Here is a 14,935-nt window from a genome sequence, read left to right as displayed (position 1 = left end):
GCTTCAATTCCTCAGTCGCTTCATCACGGTTCAGGTCAACGCCTATGATGTGAGGCGGGCTTCTGGGATCACCTTCAAGATTTATTTACCTTGTCTTCTCCAAAATAAAACCCTTTAAGTTGTTGATCAAAGAAATCCCTTAAGTTTTCTTGATCGATTGTATAAATCATTTGCCCAGTCCATATATCTGTTCTTGTAATATAAATCTTTTCAAGATCATATTGGATTCTTATTTCTCTTCCGGTCTTTAATCTAAAAACAATCCCTGCATTAATGCTGGTGTTTGATGGTATTTGATTCAACGTTATACGACCTGAATCAGGTACAGAATTAATCCAATTTACAATATTATTAATTTCATCCTGATTTAATTCAACGTCTATCCAATCGATATATGCACCTGATCCTTTTCTGGTGTATCGTGCTTTGGACATCTCCGTGCTGGAGATTTGTTTTACCTGAATTTCTTTATTTAAGTTTGACTTACTCATGAAACCATTCATATCACCTAGAACAAAATATACAGCCCCTATAACGAGTATGAGGACAATAAGTGTTCTTCTATTCTTTAGATTGGTTATAATCGCACTCTCCCCCATGGCTAATAAAGTTGGTGTGTTCACGAACTCCACCACCATAAGGCCCGAAAGGCCGCGCCGCGATGCGGTTAGGTAGTGCGAATTTAGCCGGCAATTACTTCTCCGACTTCCCGCCTGGACCGAGGGGCGTATGCCCCGATGAGTGAACACATTGTTATTAAGATGTCAGCGCCTTCTTCGAATAAGTATTCAACTTACTATGTCTCTTCTAATATTTCTTATATTGGGTTCAATTTGATCAAATCGATTTAAACAGTGGTTTCGAATCATTTCTAAGTCATTAATACTTTGAGACTCATCTTTATTCCTAAATAGAATATTCATAACCCAGTTAGATAGATTACGAAGATGTGCACGATAAGAGTAAAAGCGAATCAAGTCCAGATTAATCTGAATTTTTCGATCCAACTGTTTAATATAGGAAGATATAAAGATGTCGAAACTCGAACCAATATAGCCAAACAAATTATACTCAGGTGGTGCTATGATCACCGATTCCCAGTCTAAAAAGAACAACTGATTATTGTGATATATGATATTCCCACCCCACATATCACCGTGACACAAAACAAGTTGGCTTGCATTGATATGAACTGAATTCCGAATTTCTCTAACTAAGTTCATGAAAAAGAGAATTTGTTCTTTCTTTAATAAAACAAGCTTTCGTAGTGATTGATTTAAGTCATTGTTTAGATTTGATTTCTCAAGGATCGAAATACATCTCAAAAGATCGGATTCGAAAGTGATATCAAATGATTCCTTTGGTAATAAATTCTGATTCACGTGCGGAGTAATCTGTTCTAATGTAGCCACGGACTTTGCAATTCCTACAAGAATCTCATCTGAGAAAGGATATGCCTCGGTCAAGGTCTCTCCAACTATAAAATTAAATAAAACTATAGTGATGTCTTGTAATTTAGTAAATAAACTCCCAAAGCAATTCTTTATTGGATGAGTAATGTTTATAAACAACCCTTGATGATAAAGGTCCCAAGTCAAAGGTAGGTAATAATTTAGTCGTCGTATTCCCTCTCTTTGTCTATCATTATGATGATCAAATAACTTCAAGTAATATTGTTGTTCGTCAATACAATTTACTTTATAGGAATACGCCGAATCCCCGACCGGAATAAATTCAATATCCTTAATAAGAATTCCGTAGTTTTTTTGTATGAATAAAATAAGCTGTTCATCTTCGATTTTGAACTTACTTATCAAAAGTCTCACCACCATATGATGAGGAATTGTGGTTTGCGCTGATTTCCGATATCTTCTTTATATTCATGAACCCTCACTGGCTTAAGGGGCGAATACCCGGATCCGATGGACTTAGCCAGTGCAGGGTTGTCAGGTTGACCGCTCCCCTGAAATCCCTCATACCAGACCGAGAAACGAACGGTTCAATGCGTAAATATGGTGTTTTATTTGAAGGACTTGTCCTCCCCGACTTACTTTACAATTCCTTCAAACTTTTCCTTCATTAAAATACTTGATTTCAATCTCGTTTTTTACAATATTTTTTAATCCTTCTTGATAATAAGGCATAAATTCATCTGCTCTATCAATATCTACCCATTCAACATGACTAATTTCGGATGGTCTAGTTATCTCTTGTTGTCCGCCTATTATTTCAGCTCTAAAAGTAATAAACACTACGTGTTCATCATGTTTTGTTAATATTGCTTCATTGATAGCCACTACACCGTGGACTTTAATATCAAATCCCGTTTCTTCTTTTGCTTCGCGGACTGCAGCCGCTTCTAAGGTCTCGTTTTCTTCAACGCCTCCACCTGGTAATGACCAAGTACCGTTTTTGTGATTCTTCACCATTAGGATTTTTGTTCTGTCTTTATCCGTAAGCAATGAATACGCAACATCTATTCGCTTCATATAATCTTCCTTTTTTATGTTTTTTTTAGATTCATATGTCTTTCAGATAACGGTTAAAGTTTTAATAAGACCATCATTCGTTTCAATTCAATCCACACTTCTGCGACCGGGGCGTCAGCACGATGCTTTAATGGTTGTAATATGGTGCATCTGACTTCTTTGAGTTACTTTCTCACTGTTTTTCTTTATCTATTTATACTCTAGAAATGTATATTTCCGTAACTGACGTTTATAAAACGTCAGTTACTTATTTGTTACCGAGTTGTTCCGCCAAACCGACTAGAAGTCCTTCGGTTCCACGAATGTAGCAGAGCCGATACGAGTCCTCATACTGAACGATTTCGCCAACGAGCTGAGCACCATGCTTAGTGAGTCTGGATATCATTTCGTCAATGTCTTCCACGGTGAACATCACGCGTAGATAACCGAGGGCGTTTACAGGAGCAGTCCGGTGATCTGATATAGTAGGTGGGGTGAGAAACCGCGAAAGCTCAATTCGGCTGTGGCCATCTGGGGTAACCATCATAGCAATCTCTACGGACTGAGAACCCAGTCCGGTTACGCGACCAGCCCATTCACCTTCGACCGTGGCTCGCCCTTCGAGCTTCAAGCCAATCTCCTCGAAGAAAGAGATTGCGTCATCAAGGGATTCTACGACGATGCCCACATTGTCCATTCTTAGTAATTTGTTGTTTGCCATTGCCTTATCTCCTTAAGTGTACAAATTTATTTACATGGGACGACCACGGGGTGAAAGCACCGCCGCATGAATATTATGGCGATGTTCATCTCTCCCAGAGCTCACGATCATAAAAATCTAAGCATAGAGACCATCCAACCGGCTTATAGTCTTTAGTGTGTTTTCTTCTTTCATAATAATCTATATGTTCATGAGCATGATAACCTGGATAACGTAGATATAAGTTTCTTCCTTCATCCCTTACTTCTCTACTATCAATAGAAATGTTTACAAAGACCTCTTTACTTCCAATCAAAAAAAGAGTCTCATACTGTTCCTTGATATCTAAATAATCCTTATGATACCTATACCAGTCTTCTCTGCCTACAACTTCTCGCGAATCAAGTCCGAACGACCCGGATCGTAGATACGATGTTATCTGATGCGTATGCCATCTTCGAATAACTTTCAATTTCAGTCTATATATCGTTCTCTAACTCAATTAGTTCTTTGATACATCTTTTCAATTATGGTATTTTATATTTAATAAAGACCAAGTGCGCTAACACTCGGTCCATCCAATTGGCTTGGATGGGTAATCCCTTCTTAGTCATTTACGATCGGAAACCACACCTTTGGCGGTCAACCTTAGGGTGGGTTTTTACTTTCTCTTGTGGTTATTATTAATGTAAGTTAAAAGTACAAGAATGAATGATCCAAATAGGTAAGGAGTGCAGCGACTTGCCGCAATGCGGTTAGGTAGTACTACTTATAAATTGTACTTCGTTCTGATTCTTTCATATAACTTAAAATCTGTATTTCTACTTACAATCTCTCCAATTAATTCTTTCCATTTATTTTCAATCCACTTAGGACTTTGTTCTTTCAGAATGTCCTCGTCAAATTGACTATCAATATACTCCAAATCATGTTTAAGAACTCTTATATCCTTAATAAGTTGATTTCTCGATTCTTCTTCAAGCGACACCTTATTCGATAAAATGTCGTCTGTGATATCTGCTCTTATATACCAATACATATCTCTAAACACACTATAGATTAAATATGTTGATGATAATTTATCTTCCTTGAAATCGGAATCAAGAAAAGTGAATGATTCTTCACCAACTTTCAAAGATACTGCCAAATTTCCTAATGTGTAAATGACTGTTTCCTTCGAAGAATTGTCCTCTAAGCTTTTTATCACATAATCTAAATTCTGAATTGATTCTTTTATACCAATTTGTATTCCATGATTTAGTTTAATAGTGTAATCAACTTTTTGATTGTCTTTGTACTCTTTGAATTGATAGTTGAAGTACATGCTTATTATCAATCCAACCATCAGTATGATTGCGATATTTTTTTTCATTTAATTACCTCGTATTCGTGCAGATTATGTCTGATAACGTTCGCGTATTCCTAATGTTCAAACGGCTTAAGGCAACTAAGTTGCCGGGTCGATAGACTTAGCTGGTTAATTGTGTGGCATGATTAAGCTTCTCCGATATCCCACTTGGCGACCAAGTAGCGTCAGCGACGATGTAGGATTATAATGTTATCCGATGTCTCTGCCTCCTAATTTACTTGCATTAATAATTCCTTACCATACAGTAAGGCCTGTTCTGAAATCATTCTCGTCGGTTATGTATTCTATATTTGTATAGTCCTGATTTCTTGCGTTAGAATACAGCCCTTCTACTAACTCGACATTCTTGCAATAGATTGTTGTATAAGAACTATCGACAACTAATAATGCCAATTCGCAGTTGCTTCTGAGAAATTCGTCGTAAGTTTTAATTTCAATTGGTTTACTGCCTTTAGGAAAAGCTTTAAGATCTTGAAATATTAAATAATAATCATTGTTCTTTATAACGTTTCTTAGTGTTTCACCTTCCATACATTCAATTAAACCTGAAAAAAGTGCATCCAGTTTGCCATCTAGTATAATGTATGACTCTTCCCCACCAATCCACCAATCATAATCCTCTACTTTAAACGGTTTTAAGATATCTTCGAGAAATCTTCCGTATTCATTTGGAATTTCAAAACTAATTCCTCTTTTCATCTACTCTTCTCCTTATTCTTTACCTGCAAAGATTTCGGATAACGTTGAACTCCAAAAGAGGTTGTCTGCTGAAATACCTCTCCGAAATCCTTCTTGCATACCCAGGCTCTTAACGAGCCGCAGCATAAATATTATGTTAGCTTTAACAAGAAGATTTTTAGTCATAGAATTAAGGCTACCCAAATCTACATTTATTAGATCATCCTCAATTGTTACAAAAGCCTCGCAGATGTGTCCGCCTGATTTCGCTTCCTCGAAATCCCTCGAGCGGACCGATGGGGTAGCCCCGATGAGTGAATATCGTGATATCTGATGGATACGTCTTCTATGAAACGCTAACATTTCTTTTACTTAATTTCTTAAATACCGAGTACTCCTTATCGGACTTGATAAAACTTAATATCTTTTCGGCGCATTCACTTGGATTCAACTCTTCAGTGTTTACTTCAAGGTCATATTCATTAAAGCAATATACTTTGTCAAACTGGGAATTTGCAAGCCCAATCTGTCGATCTCCTCTTATTTGCTCTCTTCTCATGAGTTCTTCTTTTGAGCACATAACACCTATAAATAATGTAGGCTGATCAAAAAATACATCAAGGCACTCATTAAACCTCTTATCATTATCGATTACCGTATCTGCGATTACATTCAAACCCATTTCTGAAAACAATTTAATTGTCGAATAGTACATTGAGATTATGGGATCAAAAATGATTTGTGCGACAACGTGATCATCTACTTCTCTTGTAGGTTTAAAATCCGGGAATTTTTTATCAATAAATTCATTGAAATTATTAAAAAAATCATCTATTGACAAATGATGAAAAAGAAATATCTCTGGCGACCGAGGGCGTATGCCCCGATGCTGAACATATTGTTATGTGATGTCACATTCCTCCTCGATAAACTTACATAAATCTATTCATACCATATTCTTTTTACTTCTTTTAATACTAAGTCTTCAAATTGCATTTTATAGATATCCGGTTTCTTTAATTGATCTAAGAAATCTAAGCCATAATTTGAATCAAAATGATTCATCATCAAAGTCATTGCAAGACCGTGTGTTCCAATAGCAATTTTCTTCCCTTTGTGCTCTTTTAATATGGTTTTGAGCACTGCAATTGACCTTTTCTGACAATCTAAATTAGATTCGCCACCTGGTAAGGCATATTCAGGTTTGTGGAAATTATTTCTGATTTCAGACATTAAATCAATAATATAATCCGAAGCAAAATGACGTTCCCTTAGATCTTCAAATGTTTCGATCTCTACGTTTAAATGCTGAGCCAATCCCTCAACACTCAGTACTGCTCTAGAATATGGACTTGAAATTATGATGTCTATTCCTTCACCACCAAGTAACTTCGTTACTTTTTCAGCATCCACCTTACCCTTTGCGGTAAGGCCTCTTGTTCTTTCATCTCCTTCATCATATGGTGATTCGGCATGCCTAACCATATAGATAATGGTTTCCATACAGACCTCCTTGAGTCGCTCTGATAAATAGTTTGCTGTGATTTCACATAACGTATATATATTTCAAAATTTTCAAAAATTATAAGTACTTCTTAAAGGCTTTACTCGAATCACCGTCATAACCTAACTTTGTATAGAACTCGTGTGCTTGCTTCCTCGAAGCTCCGCTGGTTAAAAAGACCTTAACACAACCCCTTGAAATACACAGCTCTTCAATATGCTTCATAATGAGCGATCCATAACCTTGACCTTGTCTGTTTCCAGATACAATTACACGTTCTACAACCCCAAAAGGTTGTGACTCTATCAACGCATCTAAACATAGATGCAGATGTGCAGTTGCAACGGTCTCTTGGTCTACTTCGCAAATGAACAAGAAACTATTAGGATCTTGTTTAATTTCTTCTATTCTATCTTCCAACACTTTTATTTTTGTGTTGTTTGGAAGCAACTCTTTATATAGTCGTTCAATAGCTTCGGCGTCATTTGTTTCAGCTTCACGAATTATCATTCACATTCTCCTCTGTATTTAGGCTGATTTAACATAACATTCCCGTATCTATGACGCGAACCAGCCTTAGATAGCTCTTATCTTAGGACGGGTCGTGTGTTGTCTGAGTGTTCTTCCATGATTATACATCTGACAACCAAGGGGTGATAGCCCCGCAGCTTGAATACATTGTTATGCGCCGTTACTGTCTTCGAAGCATCACCTAAAACCTTTGATCAAGATTCCAACGCTATTTTCTGCTTTGGTATAAAAACTCAACTTCACCATCGAGCAAATATCGATATTCAAATAATTGCATTGTTCTTTCCCTAATCCTCTCCTTTATAACCCTGCCTAGGCTTACCGACCCTTGTGATCCAAGGTAACCATTATTAATAAATGTCTTCTCTACAAATTTTGTTTCCCTTAAGTGATACTGTAACCATTCTTTCTGCGATTCAATTAGTGCTTCTCTTGGTTCTCTATCCAACTTAGAAAGAAGCTTTTTATATATATGATCTAACTCATCATCCCAAATCTCTGTATATTTGCTTTCAAACGCCCCCCATTCTAATGTTGTAATAATCTCTTTGGAATTTTGAAATTCATTAAATTCCACCTCATAATCATGATCTATAGGATTTCGAAGCATTTCATCATAAAATTCTCCTTTCAAATCAAGGTTCCCAATGCTCATGGTTAACACTTCATTGTTAGAAGGATCTGACCGACCTTCAGTTATTTCTTTCGATTCTGTTCCATTACCTGTACTCGCTACATCAGGTGGCAGTTCAGAATTCACTATTGATGTTGTTTCGCTGTTCAAGGTAGTCGATTGACTAATATTTTGACAAGATGAAAACACTATCGTAATTAAAAATAATAAGAGTATCTTACCTTTCATAAATGATCTCCTTAAATATTATCTTTAATATTTACGGTAATTGCGCATAACGTTTCTGTATTCACGAAACGCCCCCGCCTTAGATAGCTCTTATCTTAGGCTGGGTCGTTTGTTGACTGAGCTTCTTCCATGATTATTCATCTGACAACCCAGGGGCGATAGCCCCACAGCTTGAATATGGTGTTATCTGATGGGTATGCCTTTTATGAACTACTAACATTTCTTTTACTTAATTTCTTAAATGCCGAGTAATCCTGATCGGACTTAATAAAATTTAATATCTTTTCGGCACATTCTGTTGGATTCAACTCTTCAGTATTTACTTCAAGGTCATATTCATTAAAGCAATATACTTTGTCGAACTGGGAATTTGCTAGTCCAATCATTCGATCTCCTCTGAGTTGCTCTCTTCTTGTGAGTTCTTCTTTCGAGCATATTACACCTACGAATAATGTAGGATAATCAATAAGTACATCAAGATAATCATTAAACCACTTGTCATTTTCGATTACGGTATCGACGATTACATTCAGACCATATTCTAAAAACAGTTTAATTGTGGCGTAGTACATGGAGATTATAGGATCAAACATTATTTGTCCGATAACTACATCATCCAATTCTTTTACTAGTTTTAAATCTGGAAATTTGTTATTAATAAGATCATTGAAATTATGAAAAAAATCATCTATGGATAAATGATGAAAAAGAATCTCTTTCTGATTGATCAGTTCCATAGAAATACTAGTCTTTCCTGCACTTGAAGTTCCGTTCAAGAACACAATCTGTCCTTGCTTCAAACGAATCACCCTCACTTATAAGCGTATCTTTCAGATAACGTTCTCGTGTTCACGATTTAGTCGTATGCGTCCAGCTGAAATCGTTTCCCTGCTAATGTCAATTGCCTCCCCGAATCCTCTTCTTACTCCGGCCGGACCGAGGGGCGAATGCCCCGAAGCGTGAATATTATGTTAGGCGAAGTCATTTTCTTCCATGATTAATCTTGCATACTTATCCCATTCTTTATTATCAGTGTTTATTTCAATTGTTGGTACCATTGATTTGGACGATTGAATTCTGAGTCTATTTTGGGTTTCGATTAATTCTTTGCACGCCGCATCAATATCTTCTCTTGATTTGTTAATCCAGTTATTTGGATTTCTGCTCATTATTCTTTCTTCAACAATATCATTAGATATAGTTAACAAGATACATTTAGCTCATATTTTATTTAAATCGTTCTCAATGCTAGTTATTTCTGTATCTTCTGAATCCGAGAATGCGACTCGATGATTTAAATGGAACCTCTCTAATACAAAAAAGAGTCCTCTAGATTTTCTTTTCCAGGGTCCTAAATTAATCGCCCAATCATTTAAATTCTTTAGCATATCAACTCTATCTCTTAATAGTTCAAGATGTTGATCTCTTGATAATCGAACAAACTCCCCATGAACATTATTCAGAATCTGAGAATAATGTTCACCAAGTATAACGATGCTCAACTCGGCTGATTCGTCAATCGCTTGATATTGTTTTATCGCTTTAAGAAGCGATGTTTTACCCGCGTTTGAAAACCCTTCAAGGATAATTCCCCTAATGTTCATATAATGGTTTCCTTCTTTATAATGATTTCGCCTAACGTTATTGTATCCACGAACACGAGAGGCTTAAAGGAGCGTCAGCGCGGGGCCGACGGACTTAGCCTCACAGGGTTGTGGGCTGAATAAACCTCTCTGTTACCCTCATCTTGCGAACCGAGGACCCGATGGCCCGAAGCGTAGATACTATGTTAGGCGATGCTCTCACTTCTATGAATTACTACCTAATACATGGTCGTTATAAAGTTTTTCGTTATTTAAATTATCGTTTCATTTTCTTCTCGTTCAATCATTATTATACTAATCTATTTTATAAATTTTTCTGATCTCTAGCCATGTTTCATACCAAAATGAACCGAACTTTAATGGTTTCAATATTTCAATATTCATTTCACTCATCATTAAAAATACTCGGTCATCCTCAACATTCAATTTATGACCAAATTCATACACTATATTAAAACATTCTTTTTTATAGTCTTCTTCACGTTTATCAGACCATTCTGACTTCTGAACAGAGAACCTTTTCATGTTTGATATTCCTTATGTTTTATTCAATATTTAGAGGTATTATCATAATTGTTGCTAATGTTTTGAGAGTTTCCGCCTAACGTTCTTGTATTCACGACGTCCTGGCCCCATAGAGTCGCTGCTTATAGTTGTGAGGCTTGCCGAACACCTAATGCAGTGACATCCCGACGGGCTTAGGGGGCTGGATGGGGTCACTCGCTTCTACAGAGTGACCCCGAGCGTCAATATGGTGTTAGCCGAGGGAAGTTCTGGAAGCAGCCATTGTATTTAAGGCGTTCTCAAAATAGCTATATACTTCATCTGCAATTCCCAGAAACTCTTCAACAAGTACATCACTATCCAAGTAACAAGCATACAGATAATCAACTAAAGCGGAGTCAATCTCACAATAGTTTAATATGGCATTCTTCATCTTAATAATGTCATCTTGCCATACACCTGTATCTTCTAAAACCAAAGAGTATAATGCACGAATTAATCTCTTCGAATACCCTTTAATATATCTAGTTTTCATCGTGTGATCACTAGCAGTAGAAAGTGAACGACGTACACGATCTACTTCTTCCTTGGTCTCTGTATTTAAGTCTAGAATGAACTCTGGAGAAATAATGATCGGTGGTACTTTTTCACCAATGTCATGACCATACATGCAAACACAAATTATCTTAACCCAAAAACCCCACTCATTCGGTTTACTTAATACATCGTCAATCGAGCAAATTATCGTATCAATCTTAGTTACTATTGGATATTCTTCCAAAAGCCTGTCTTTAATATTTGACAATCTTTCGTAATCAATATCTTTGGGATTTACACATACAATAGTAAAGTCTGCATCTGACTTAAAAGGTTTAGCAGTTCCTTTTGGAATCGAGCCACACATATAAATGCTATGAATCTTACCTTTAAATTCGGTAAGTATATGATTTATATACTTATCAACAAAATCCTTATATTCACTTTGTATTGCAATTCTATTTATAACTTTTTCTAATATCATATAGACTCCTCCTATACTAAGAACTTCTTTCGGTAACGTTGTTATATCTACGAACCCGAGAGGCTTAAGGGAGCGCACGCGACCGGGTCCGACGGACTTAGCCTCGCAGGGTTGTGAGCTGAGTACACCCCTTTGTTTAATACCACTTGCGAACCAAGGGCAAAGCCCGCAGCGTAGATACTATGTTAGGCGAGGTATCTGCCTTCTTCTATTACACTTTCCTAATAATGATCCCTTCTTCAAACTCTTCTATATTATTAATGTTTATCCAAGTCTCTGATTCTCTTAATCTATGAAAACGTAAAATTGTATCATCATCATGATAAGTTAAGATAAGGATAAATTCATACTCTGGAAAATCAATTTTTAGTTTAGTGGACCACATTTCTAATAGCTTCTTTGCAAACTTTAAACCTTCTAAAGGATGTTTTTTAAAGGTATTTGAAATATCTATCATATGAACATGACTTTCACTTGCTTCAAATCCAGTTCGATCCCCAAACTGGTGAATAATATGTTCAATATTAATTCCTACATTATTTTCAGTGTTTTTCTTTATTACAATGCAACCTTCTACCTCCACAAAGTCTGGCCATACTACATCAATTAATTCAGATTTATCATGATATTTAAGAGTATACTCTTTCTTAAGAATTTCATTGATTTTATTATTTGATATTTCCATTGAATCAGTCCTTAAAGATTTATTACTGCGGATATTTCGCCTAACGTTACGACGTCCCACCGACTTAAAGACCCGCCAGTTCCGGCAGCAATGCGGTTAGGTGGTGCGGATGTGTCCGGCTGCATTATGAAATGCATCATCGAACCACATCTGGCTCCTGCCGGACCGAGGGACGACGGAGTCGACCCGATGCGTGGATATAGTGTTAGATGATGGGGCTGACTTCCTTGAAATTACATATCATTATTCTGATTCTCTATATTCTTTAAATACCTAATATACGATTGCTTATTAAAATAGTCACTTACTAAAATAATCAAAAATAATAATGGAGCTATCAATAATATTTTCAAAACCAACTCAGTATTATTTTTATTTATTAAAAGAAGCATAGTTATTAATGCAATTACAGCGATTACTCCTATATATTTATCTCTGCTCTTATAATCATTTGAGTTTGCGAATGATCCATAAACTATACCAATTACGACTCCAATAACTGCTGGCTTTGAGAATGGCACGCCGATTAAAAAAAGAATTCCAAGCATTGTTGAGAGGGAACTTATACTTGAAAGAAATATCATTAGTTTATACTTCATTTCTGGTTTCATTGATTTAGAACTTCACCGCCCTTCAGCCCTTTCATTTAACGTTGTTGTATTCACGTGTTATGTGATGTTGGTCACTTCTTCGACTATGCTTGATACAAAGTTATTGTCATTCCGTTTTCACCCATTATGTTATTGCCAATTTCCACAACGACTTCCCTCTCCTTATATAATTCTTTTAATCTCAATTCCCAGAAGAACTTCAATATATTTCCGAATTCCATTAGTATCTTTTCGTTATTGATTGATTCATTAACAGATAAAAAGAAGAAGTCATATAAAGACCAACTATTTACGAACTGCTCAATTTGTTTCCTGTTCTTATTAAACTGTACTTCAAGATTTTCAATATTGTTATTATAGAATTCAGAAATAAATATATAGTCATTCACCTCAACTATTTCTGGCCAAAGAACACTTGCCACTGAAATATGTTGTTCAATATTACAGGTATTGGCAGCATTATTCATCAAGCTAACACCCATAATATTTTTGAATTCTTTGAGTATTTCGTTATTAGATATACTTTTATGTACTTCCATGCTATTTCCTACTTTCGTCGTTTTGGAAAGTTATTTAAATGTTTATATACCTGATCAATTTCACATAACGTTCCTGTATTCACGACCCAGCGTATCCTGGGTGTCCGGCGACTGCCGGACCCAGGGCGAATGCCCGCAGCTTGAATATTATGTTATACGTAGTTACTGCTCTGCTTTGAAAGGCTGCTGTATTCCAACTTTATTTGTTCTAACTTTTTTGCTTGTTTAAATGCTCTTACTAAAAATTCTTCAACAGACAGGTTAAGATAATCCCAGTTCATTGCTTCAATGGAGATGGGTCCTGTATAATTAACCTCTACTATTTTTCGCATAATTACATCCCAGTCAAGCGTGCCATCAAAAGGCAATCCATGTTGAGCGTAGCTTCCGTTATTATCATGCAGGTGCATAGCTTTTAATCGTTCACCGTATACGGACAAAAAATCGTATTCTGGATAGTATCGATAGTGGTGACTTGCATCGTAACAAAAACCGACTTGCGGCGATTCCACTTCGCTCAATACGTGTGTCAAATTTGTTAAATTCCATAAGTTCTCTAAAGCAAGGTTAACTCCTCGCTGTTCCGCTCTGTCCACAATGTGTTTAAATCTATCCATAGCAATGGGGTTATGTATATGTTCTTCATCCGGAAGATGTATGACCATTGTTGGTATTTCTAGATTCGAACAGTCTTCAATACATTCCAGATAGCAATTGACCAAATCTTCACCCGCCAAATTAGCTAACCAAAGATCATTTTGATTTTCGATGGGGGCATGAATATTCTCTATCGTTAGCCCCGCTTCTCGTGCAAGTCGTGCTCCGCTTCGGTATTCTCCACGACCAAAGCCTTCACTCCACCACAACATTACCCCATCAAAACCTACTTTCTTGATCAAGCGATATCGTTCTTCAATAGGCAGTTCATATCCGAACCAATCATAGATACTAATCATATTAAACGCTCCTTTTCTCTTAAGGAAATGATTCATGTTCTTTAAGTTCACCTGAAAAAGCAGATGTGCTGATTTAGAAAAAAGATTAATTTCGATTTGAGTATTTACGTATAACGTTCCTTGAGAATTCACGACGCTAGACGAAGTCGAGTGTGTCCGACTACTCATGCTTCCCTGCCAATATCTCCTGCCGGACCAAGGGCGAATGCCCGATGCGTGAATATGGTGTTATGTGATTCCAACGACTTCCTCGAATTACTTATGGGTTTAACGTGAAGCAGTCATATACAAATTATATAAATTAGTACATTGGTCAAAACATTCCAGATATAAAATTCTGATTTCATCATTAGAGCATAACTTTAGATAACTTTCTGAATTTATGATCTCTTTGATGGGTAACATCTCATGATAATATTCCGGGCTATTCTCCTTCATTAAGATATCTTTATATCTACTAAGTACCTTTACATAAACATTATCAATAAGTCGATATTGACACTTACTGAGCTCCATCAGAAAGAATTTCTGTATTTCTCTCGCCAAAAACGAACCATTATTATAGGGAGGAGTACCGAAAAAGCAATTACTTACAGGAGACCTATACCAGTAATGATCTTTGTGCCAATGCTTTGTAACAATAAAAGAGTGCCACTTTCGAATTTCTTCATAATGAGATCCTAACACTTGAAAGTGGCTTGAATACAGTCGCTCAGTGGATTGTGATAGCAAGTAATTGATTATTTCTTCATTAGTATTTAATTGTGTGACCTTGGTTATCGAACACCAGCAAATATAGTTATTATCTATTTTTCCCAATAGGCATACTTCTTCACCAGGGCTAACATATATCTCAAAACAAAAATCTTTATTGCTAATATCATAATTCGGCTTAACACTATT

General features: G+C 36.3%; 18 protein-coding genes and 1 pseudogene. All 19 read right to left on the bottom strand.

Going from position 1 to position 14,935, the window contains the following annotated elements:
* Nucleotides 1-74: 74 nt before the first annotated feature.
* Nucleotides 75-623: a hypothetical protein gene (locus MHI43_RS13185; RefSeq protein ID WP_235201814.1), complete on the bottom strand. Its 549-nt coding sequence runs from the start codon at nucleotides 621-623 to the stop codon at nucleotides 75-77.
* A 165-nt stretch (nucleotides 624-788) separates the two neighbouring features.
* Nucleotides 789-1,832, bottom strand: coding sequence for a phosphotransferase (locus tag MHI43_RS13180; RefSeq protein WP_341283267.1), 1,044 nt, complete (start codon nucleotides 1,830-1,832; stop codon nucleotides 789-791).
* A 231-nt stretch (nucleotides 1,833-2,063) separates the two neighbouring features.
* The gene (locus MHI43_RS13175; protein WP_015734824.1) at nucleotides 2,064-2,489 is read right to left on the bottom strand and encodes an NUDIX hydrolase; all 426 of its coding nucleotides are present in this window, start codon (nucleotides 2,487-2,489) and stop codon (nucleotides 2,064-2,066) included.
* 247 nt (nucleotides 2,490-2,736) lie between these two features.
* Nucleotides 2,737-3,189: a VOC family protein gene (locus tag MHI43_RS13170; RefSeq protein ID WP_036663545.1), complete on the bottom strand. Its 453-nt coding sequence runs from the start codon at nucleotides 3,187-3,189 to the stop codon at nucleotides 2,737-2,739.
* 748 nt (nucleotides 3,190-3,937) lie between these two features.
* The gene (locus MHI43_RS13165) at nucleotides 3,938-4,540 is read right to left on the bottom strand and encodes a hypothetical protein (RefSeq protein ID WP_015734822.1); all 603 of its coding nucleotides are present in this window, start codon (nucleotides 4,538-4,540) and stop codon (nucleotides 3,938-3,940) included.
* A gap of 231 nt (nucleotides 4,541-4,771) precedes the next feature.
* Nucleotides 4,772-5,236, bottom strand: a complete 465-nt coding sequence (locus MHI43_RS13160) for a DUF2691 family protein (RefSeq protein ID WP_036663548.1) — start codon at nucleotides 5,234-5,236, stop codon at nucleotides 4,772-4,774.
* A gap of 325 nt (nucleotides 5,237-5,561) precedes the next feature.
* Nucleotides 5,562-6,068: pseudogene (locus tag MHI43_RS13155) on the bottom strand (chemotaxis protein); the annotation flags it as partial.
* 89 nt (nucleotides 6,069-6,157) lie between these two features.
* Nucleotides 6,158-6,718 carry a histidine phosphatase family protein gene (locus MHI43_RS13150; protein WP_036663553.1) on the bottom strand — a complete coding sequence of 187 codons (561 nt, stop codon included), beginning with the start codon at nucleotides 6,716-6,718 and terminating at the stop codon, nucleotides 6,158-6,160.
* Nucleotides 6,719-6,797: 79 nt separating this feature from the next.
* Complete coding sequence (locus MHI43_RS13145) at nucleotides 6,798-7,229, bottom strand: GNAT family N-acetyltransferase (protein WP_036663556.1); 432 nt, start codon at nucleotides 7,227-7,229, stop codon at nucleotides 6,798-6,800.
* 229 nt (nucleotides 7,230-7,458) lie between these two features.
* On the bottom strand, nucleotides 7,459-8,112 hold the full coding sequence (locus MHI43_RS13140) for a lysozyme inhibitor LprI family protein (protein ID WP_036663558.1): 654 nt from the start codon (nucleotides 8,110-8,112) through the stop codon (nucleotides 7,459-7,461).
* 203 nt (nucleotides 8,113-8,315) lie between these two features.
* Entirely contained in the window at nucleotides 8,316-8,912 is a 597-nt protein-coding gene (locus MHI43_RS13135) for a chemotaxis protein (protein ID WP_036663562.1), read from the bottom strand.
* A gap of 171 nt (nucleotides 8,913-9,083) precedes the next feature.
* Nucleotides 9,084-9,320 carry a hypothetical protein gene (locus MHI43_RS13130; protein ID WP_235201816.1) on the bottom strand — a complete coding sequence of 79 codons (237 nt, stop codon included), beginning with the start codon at nucleotides 9,318-9,320 and terminating at the stop codon, nucleotides 9,084-9,086.
* A 12-nt stretch (nucleotides 9,321-9,332) separates the two neighbouring features.
* Nucleotides 9,333-9,716 (bottom strand): hypothetical protein, encoded by a 384-nt coding sequence (locus MHI43_RS13125; RefSeq protein WP_235201817.1) that lies wholly within the window; start codon nucleotides 9,714-9,716, stop codon nucleotides 9,333-9,335.
* Between the two features lie 294 nt (nucleotides 9,717-10,010).
* Nucleotides 10,011-10,241: a hypothetical protein gene (locus MHI43_RS13120; RefSeq protein ID WP_015734815.1), complete on the bottom strand. Its 231-nt coding sequence runs from the start codon at nucleotides 10,239-10,241 to the stop codon at nucleotides 10,011-10,013.
* 232 nt (nucleotides 10,242-10,473) lie between these two features.
* Nucleotides 10,474-11,241 carry a nucleotidyltransferase domain-containing protein gene (locus MHI43_RS13115; RefSeq protein WP_036663566.1) on the bottom strand — a complete coding sequence of 256 codons (768 nt, stop codon included), beginning with the start codon at nucleotides 11,239-11,241 and terminating at the stop codon, nucleotides 10,474-10,476.
* A 211-nt stretch (nucleotides 11,242-11,452) separates the two neighbouring features.
* A complete protein-coding gene (locus MHI43_RS13110; protein WP_036663570.1) occupies nucleotides 11,453-11,926 on the bottom strand; it encodes a hypothetical protein in 474 nt (157 codons plus the stop codon).
* A 233-nt stretch (nucleotides 11,927-12,159) separates the two neighbouring features.
* Nucleotides 12,160-12,537 (bottom strand): hypothetical protein, encoded by a 378-nt coding sequence (locus tag MHI43_RS13105; protein WP_036663573.1) that lies wholly within the window; start codon nucleotides 12,535-12,537, stop codon nucleotides 12,160-12,162.
* Nucleotides 12,538-12,620: 83 nt separating this feature from the next.
* A complete protein-coding gene (locus MHI43_RS13100) occupies nucleotides 12,621-13,076 on the bottom strand; it encodes a hypothetical protein (RefSeq protein ID WP_036663575.1) in 456 nt (151 codons plus the stop codon).
* Between the two features lie 152 nt (nucleotides 13,077-13,228).
* Nucleotides 13,229-14,164 (bottom strand): sugar phosphate isomerase/epimerase family protein, encoded by a 936-nt coding sequence (locus MHI43_RS13095; protein WP_341283266.1) that lies wholly within the window; start codon nucleotides 14,162-14,164, stop codon nucleotides 13,229-13,231.
* Between the last annotated feature and the right edge of the window lie 771 nt (nucleotides 14,165-14,935).

It is taken from the genome of Paenibacillus sp. FSL H8-0457, from assembly GCF_038051935.1.
Classification (GTDB): domain Bacteria; phylum Bacillota; class Bacilli; order Paenibacillales; family Paenibacillaceae; genus Paenibacillus_AQ; species Paenibacillus_AQ lautus_A.
This window is presented reverse-complemented; position numbering and strand designations above follow the sequence as displayed.

What these genes read in the sequence shown, in the direction of transcription:
- MHI43_RS13180 (WP_341283267.1), bottom strand. Translation starts at nt 1,832, where the DNA reads ATGGTGGTGAGACTTTTGATAAGTAAGTTCAAAATCGAAGATGAACAG.
- MHI43_RS13175 (WP_015734824.1), bottom strand. Translation starts at nt 2,489, where the DNA reads ATGAAGCGAATAGATGTTGCGTATTCATTGCTTACGGATAAAGACAGA.
- MHI43_RS13170 (WP_036663545.1), bottom strand. Translation starts at nt 3,189, where the DNA reads ATGGCAAACAACAAATTACTAAGAATGGACAATGTGGGCATCGTCGTA.
- MHI43_RS13165 (WP_015734822.1), bottom strand. Translation starts at nt 4,540, where the DNA reads ATGAAAAAAAATATCGCAATCATACTGATGGTTGGATTGATAATAAGC.
- MHI43_RS13160 (WP_036663548.1), bottom strand. Translation starts at nt 5,236, where the DNA reads ATGAAAAGAGGAATTAGTTTTGAAATTCCAAATGAATACGGAAGATTT.
- MHI43_RS13150 (WP_036663553.1), bottom strand. Translation starts at nt 6,718, where the DNA reads ATGGAAACCATTATCTATATGGTTAGGCATGCCGAATCACCATATGAT.
- MHI43_RS13145 (WP_036663556.1), bottom strand. Translation starts at nt 7,229, where the DNA reads ATGATAATTCGTGAAGCTGAAACAAATGACGCCGAAGCTATTGAACGA.
- MHI43_RS13140 (WP_036663558.1), bottom strand. Translation starts at nt 8,112, where the DNA reads ATGAAAGGTAAGATACTCTTATTATTTTTAATTACGATAGTGTTTTCA.
- MHI43_RS13125 (WP_235201817.1), bottom strand. Translation starts at nt 9,716, where the DNA reads ATGAACATTAGGGGAATTATCCTTGAAGGGTTTTCAAACGCGGGTAAA.
- MHI43_RS13120 (WP_015734815.1), bottom strand. Translation starts at nt 10,241, where the DNA reads ATGAAAAGGTTCTCTGTTCAGAAGTCAGAATGGTCTGATAAACGTGAA.
- MHI43_RS13115 (WP_036663566.1), bottom strand. Translation starts at nt 11,241, where the DNA reads ATGATATTAGAAAAAGTTATAAATAGAATTGCAATACAAAGTGAATAT.
- MHI43_RS13110 (WP_036663570.1), bottom strand. Translation starts at nt 11,926, where the DNA reads ATGGAAATATCAAATAATAAAATCAATGAAATTCTTAAGAAAGAGTAT.
- MHI43_RS13105 (WP_036663573.1), bottom strand. Translation starts at nt 12,537, where the DNA reads ATGAAACCAGAAATGAAGTATAAACTAATGATATTTCTTTCAAGTATA.
- MHI43_RS13100 (WP_036663575.1), bottom strand. Translation starts at nt 13,076, where the DNA reads ATGGAAGTACATAAAAGTATATCTAATAACGAAATACTCAAAGAATTC.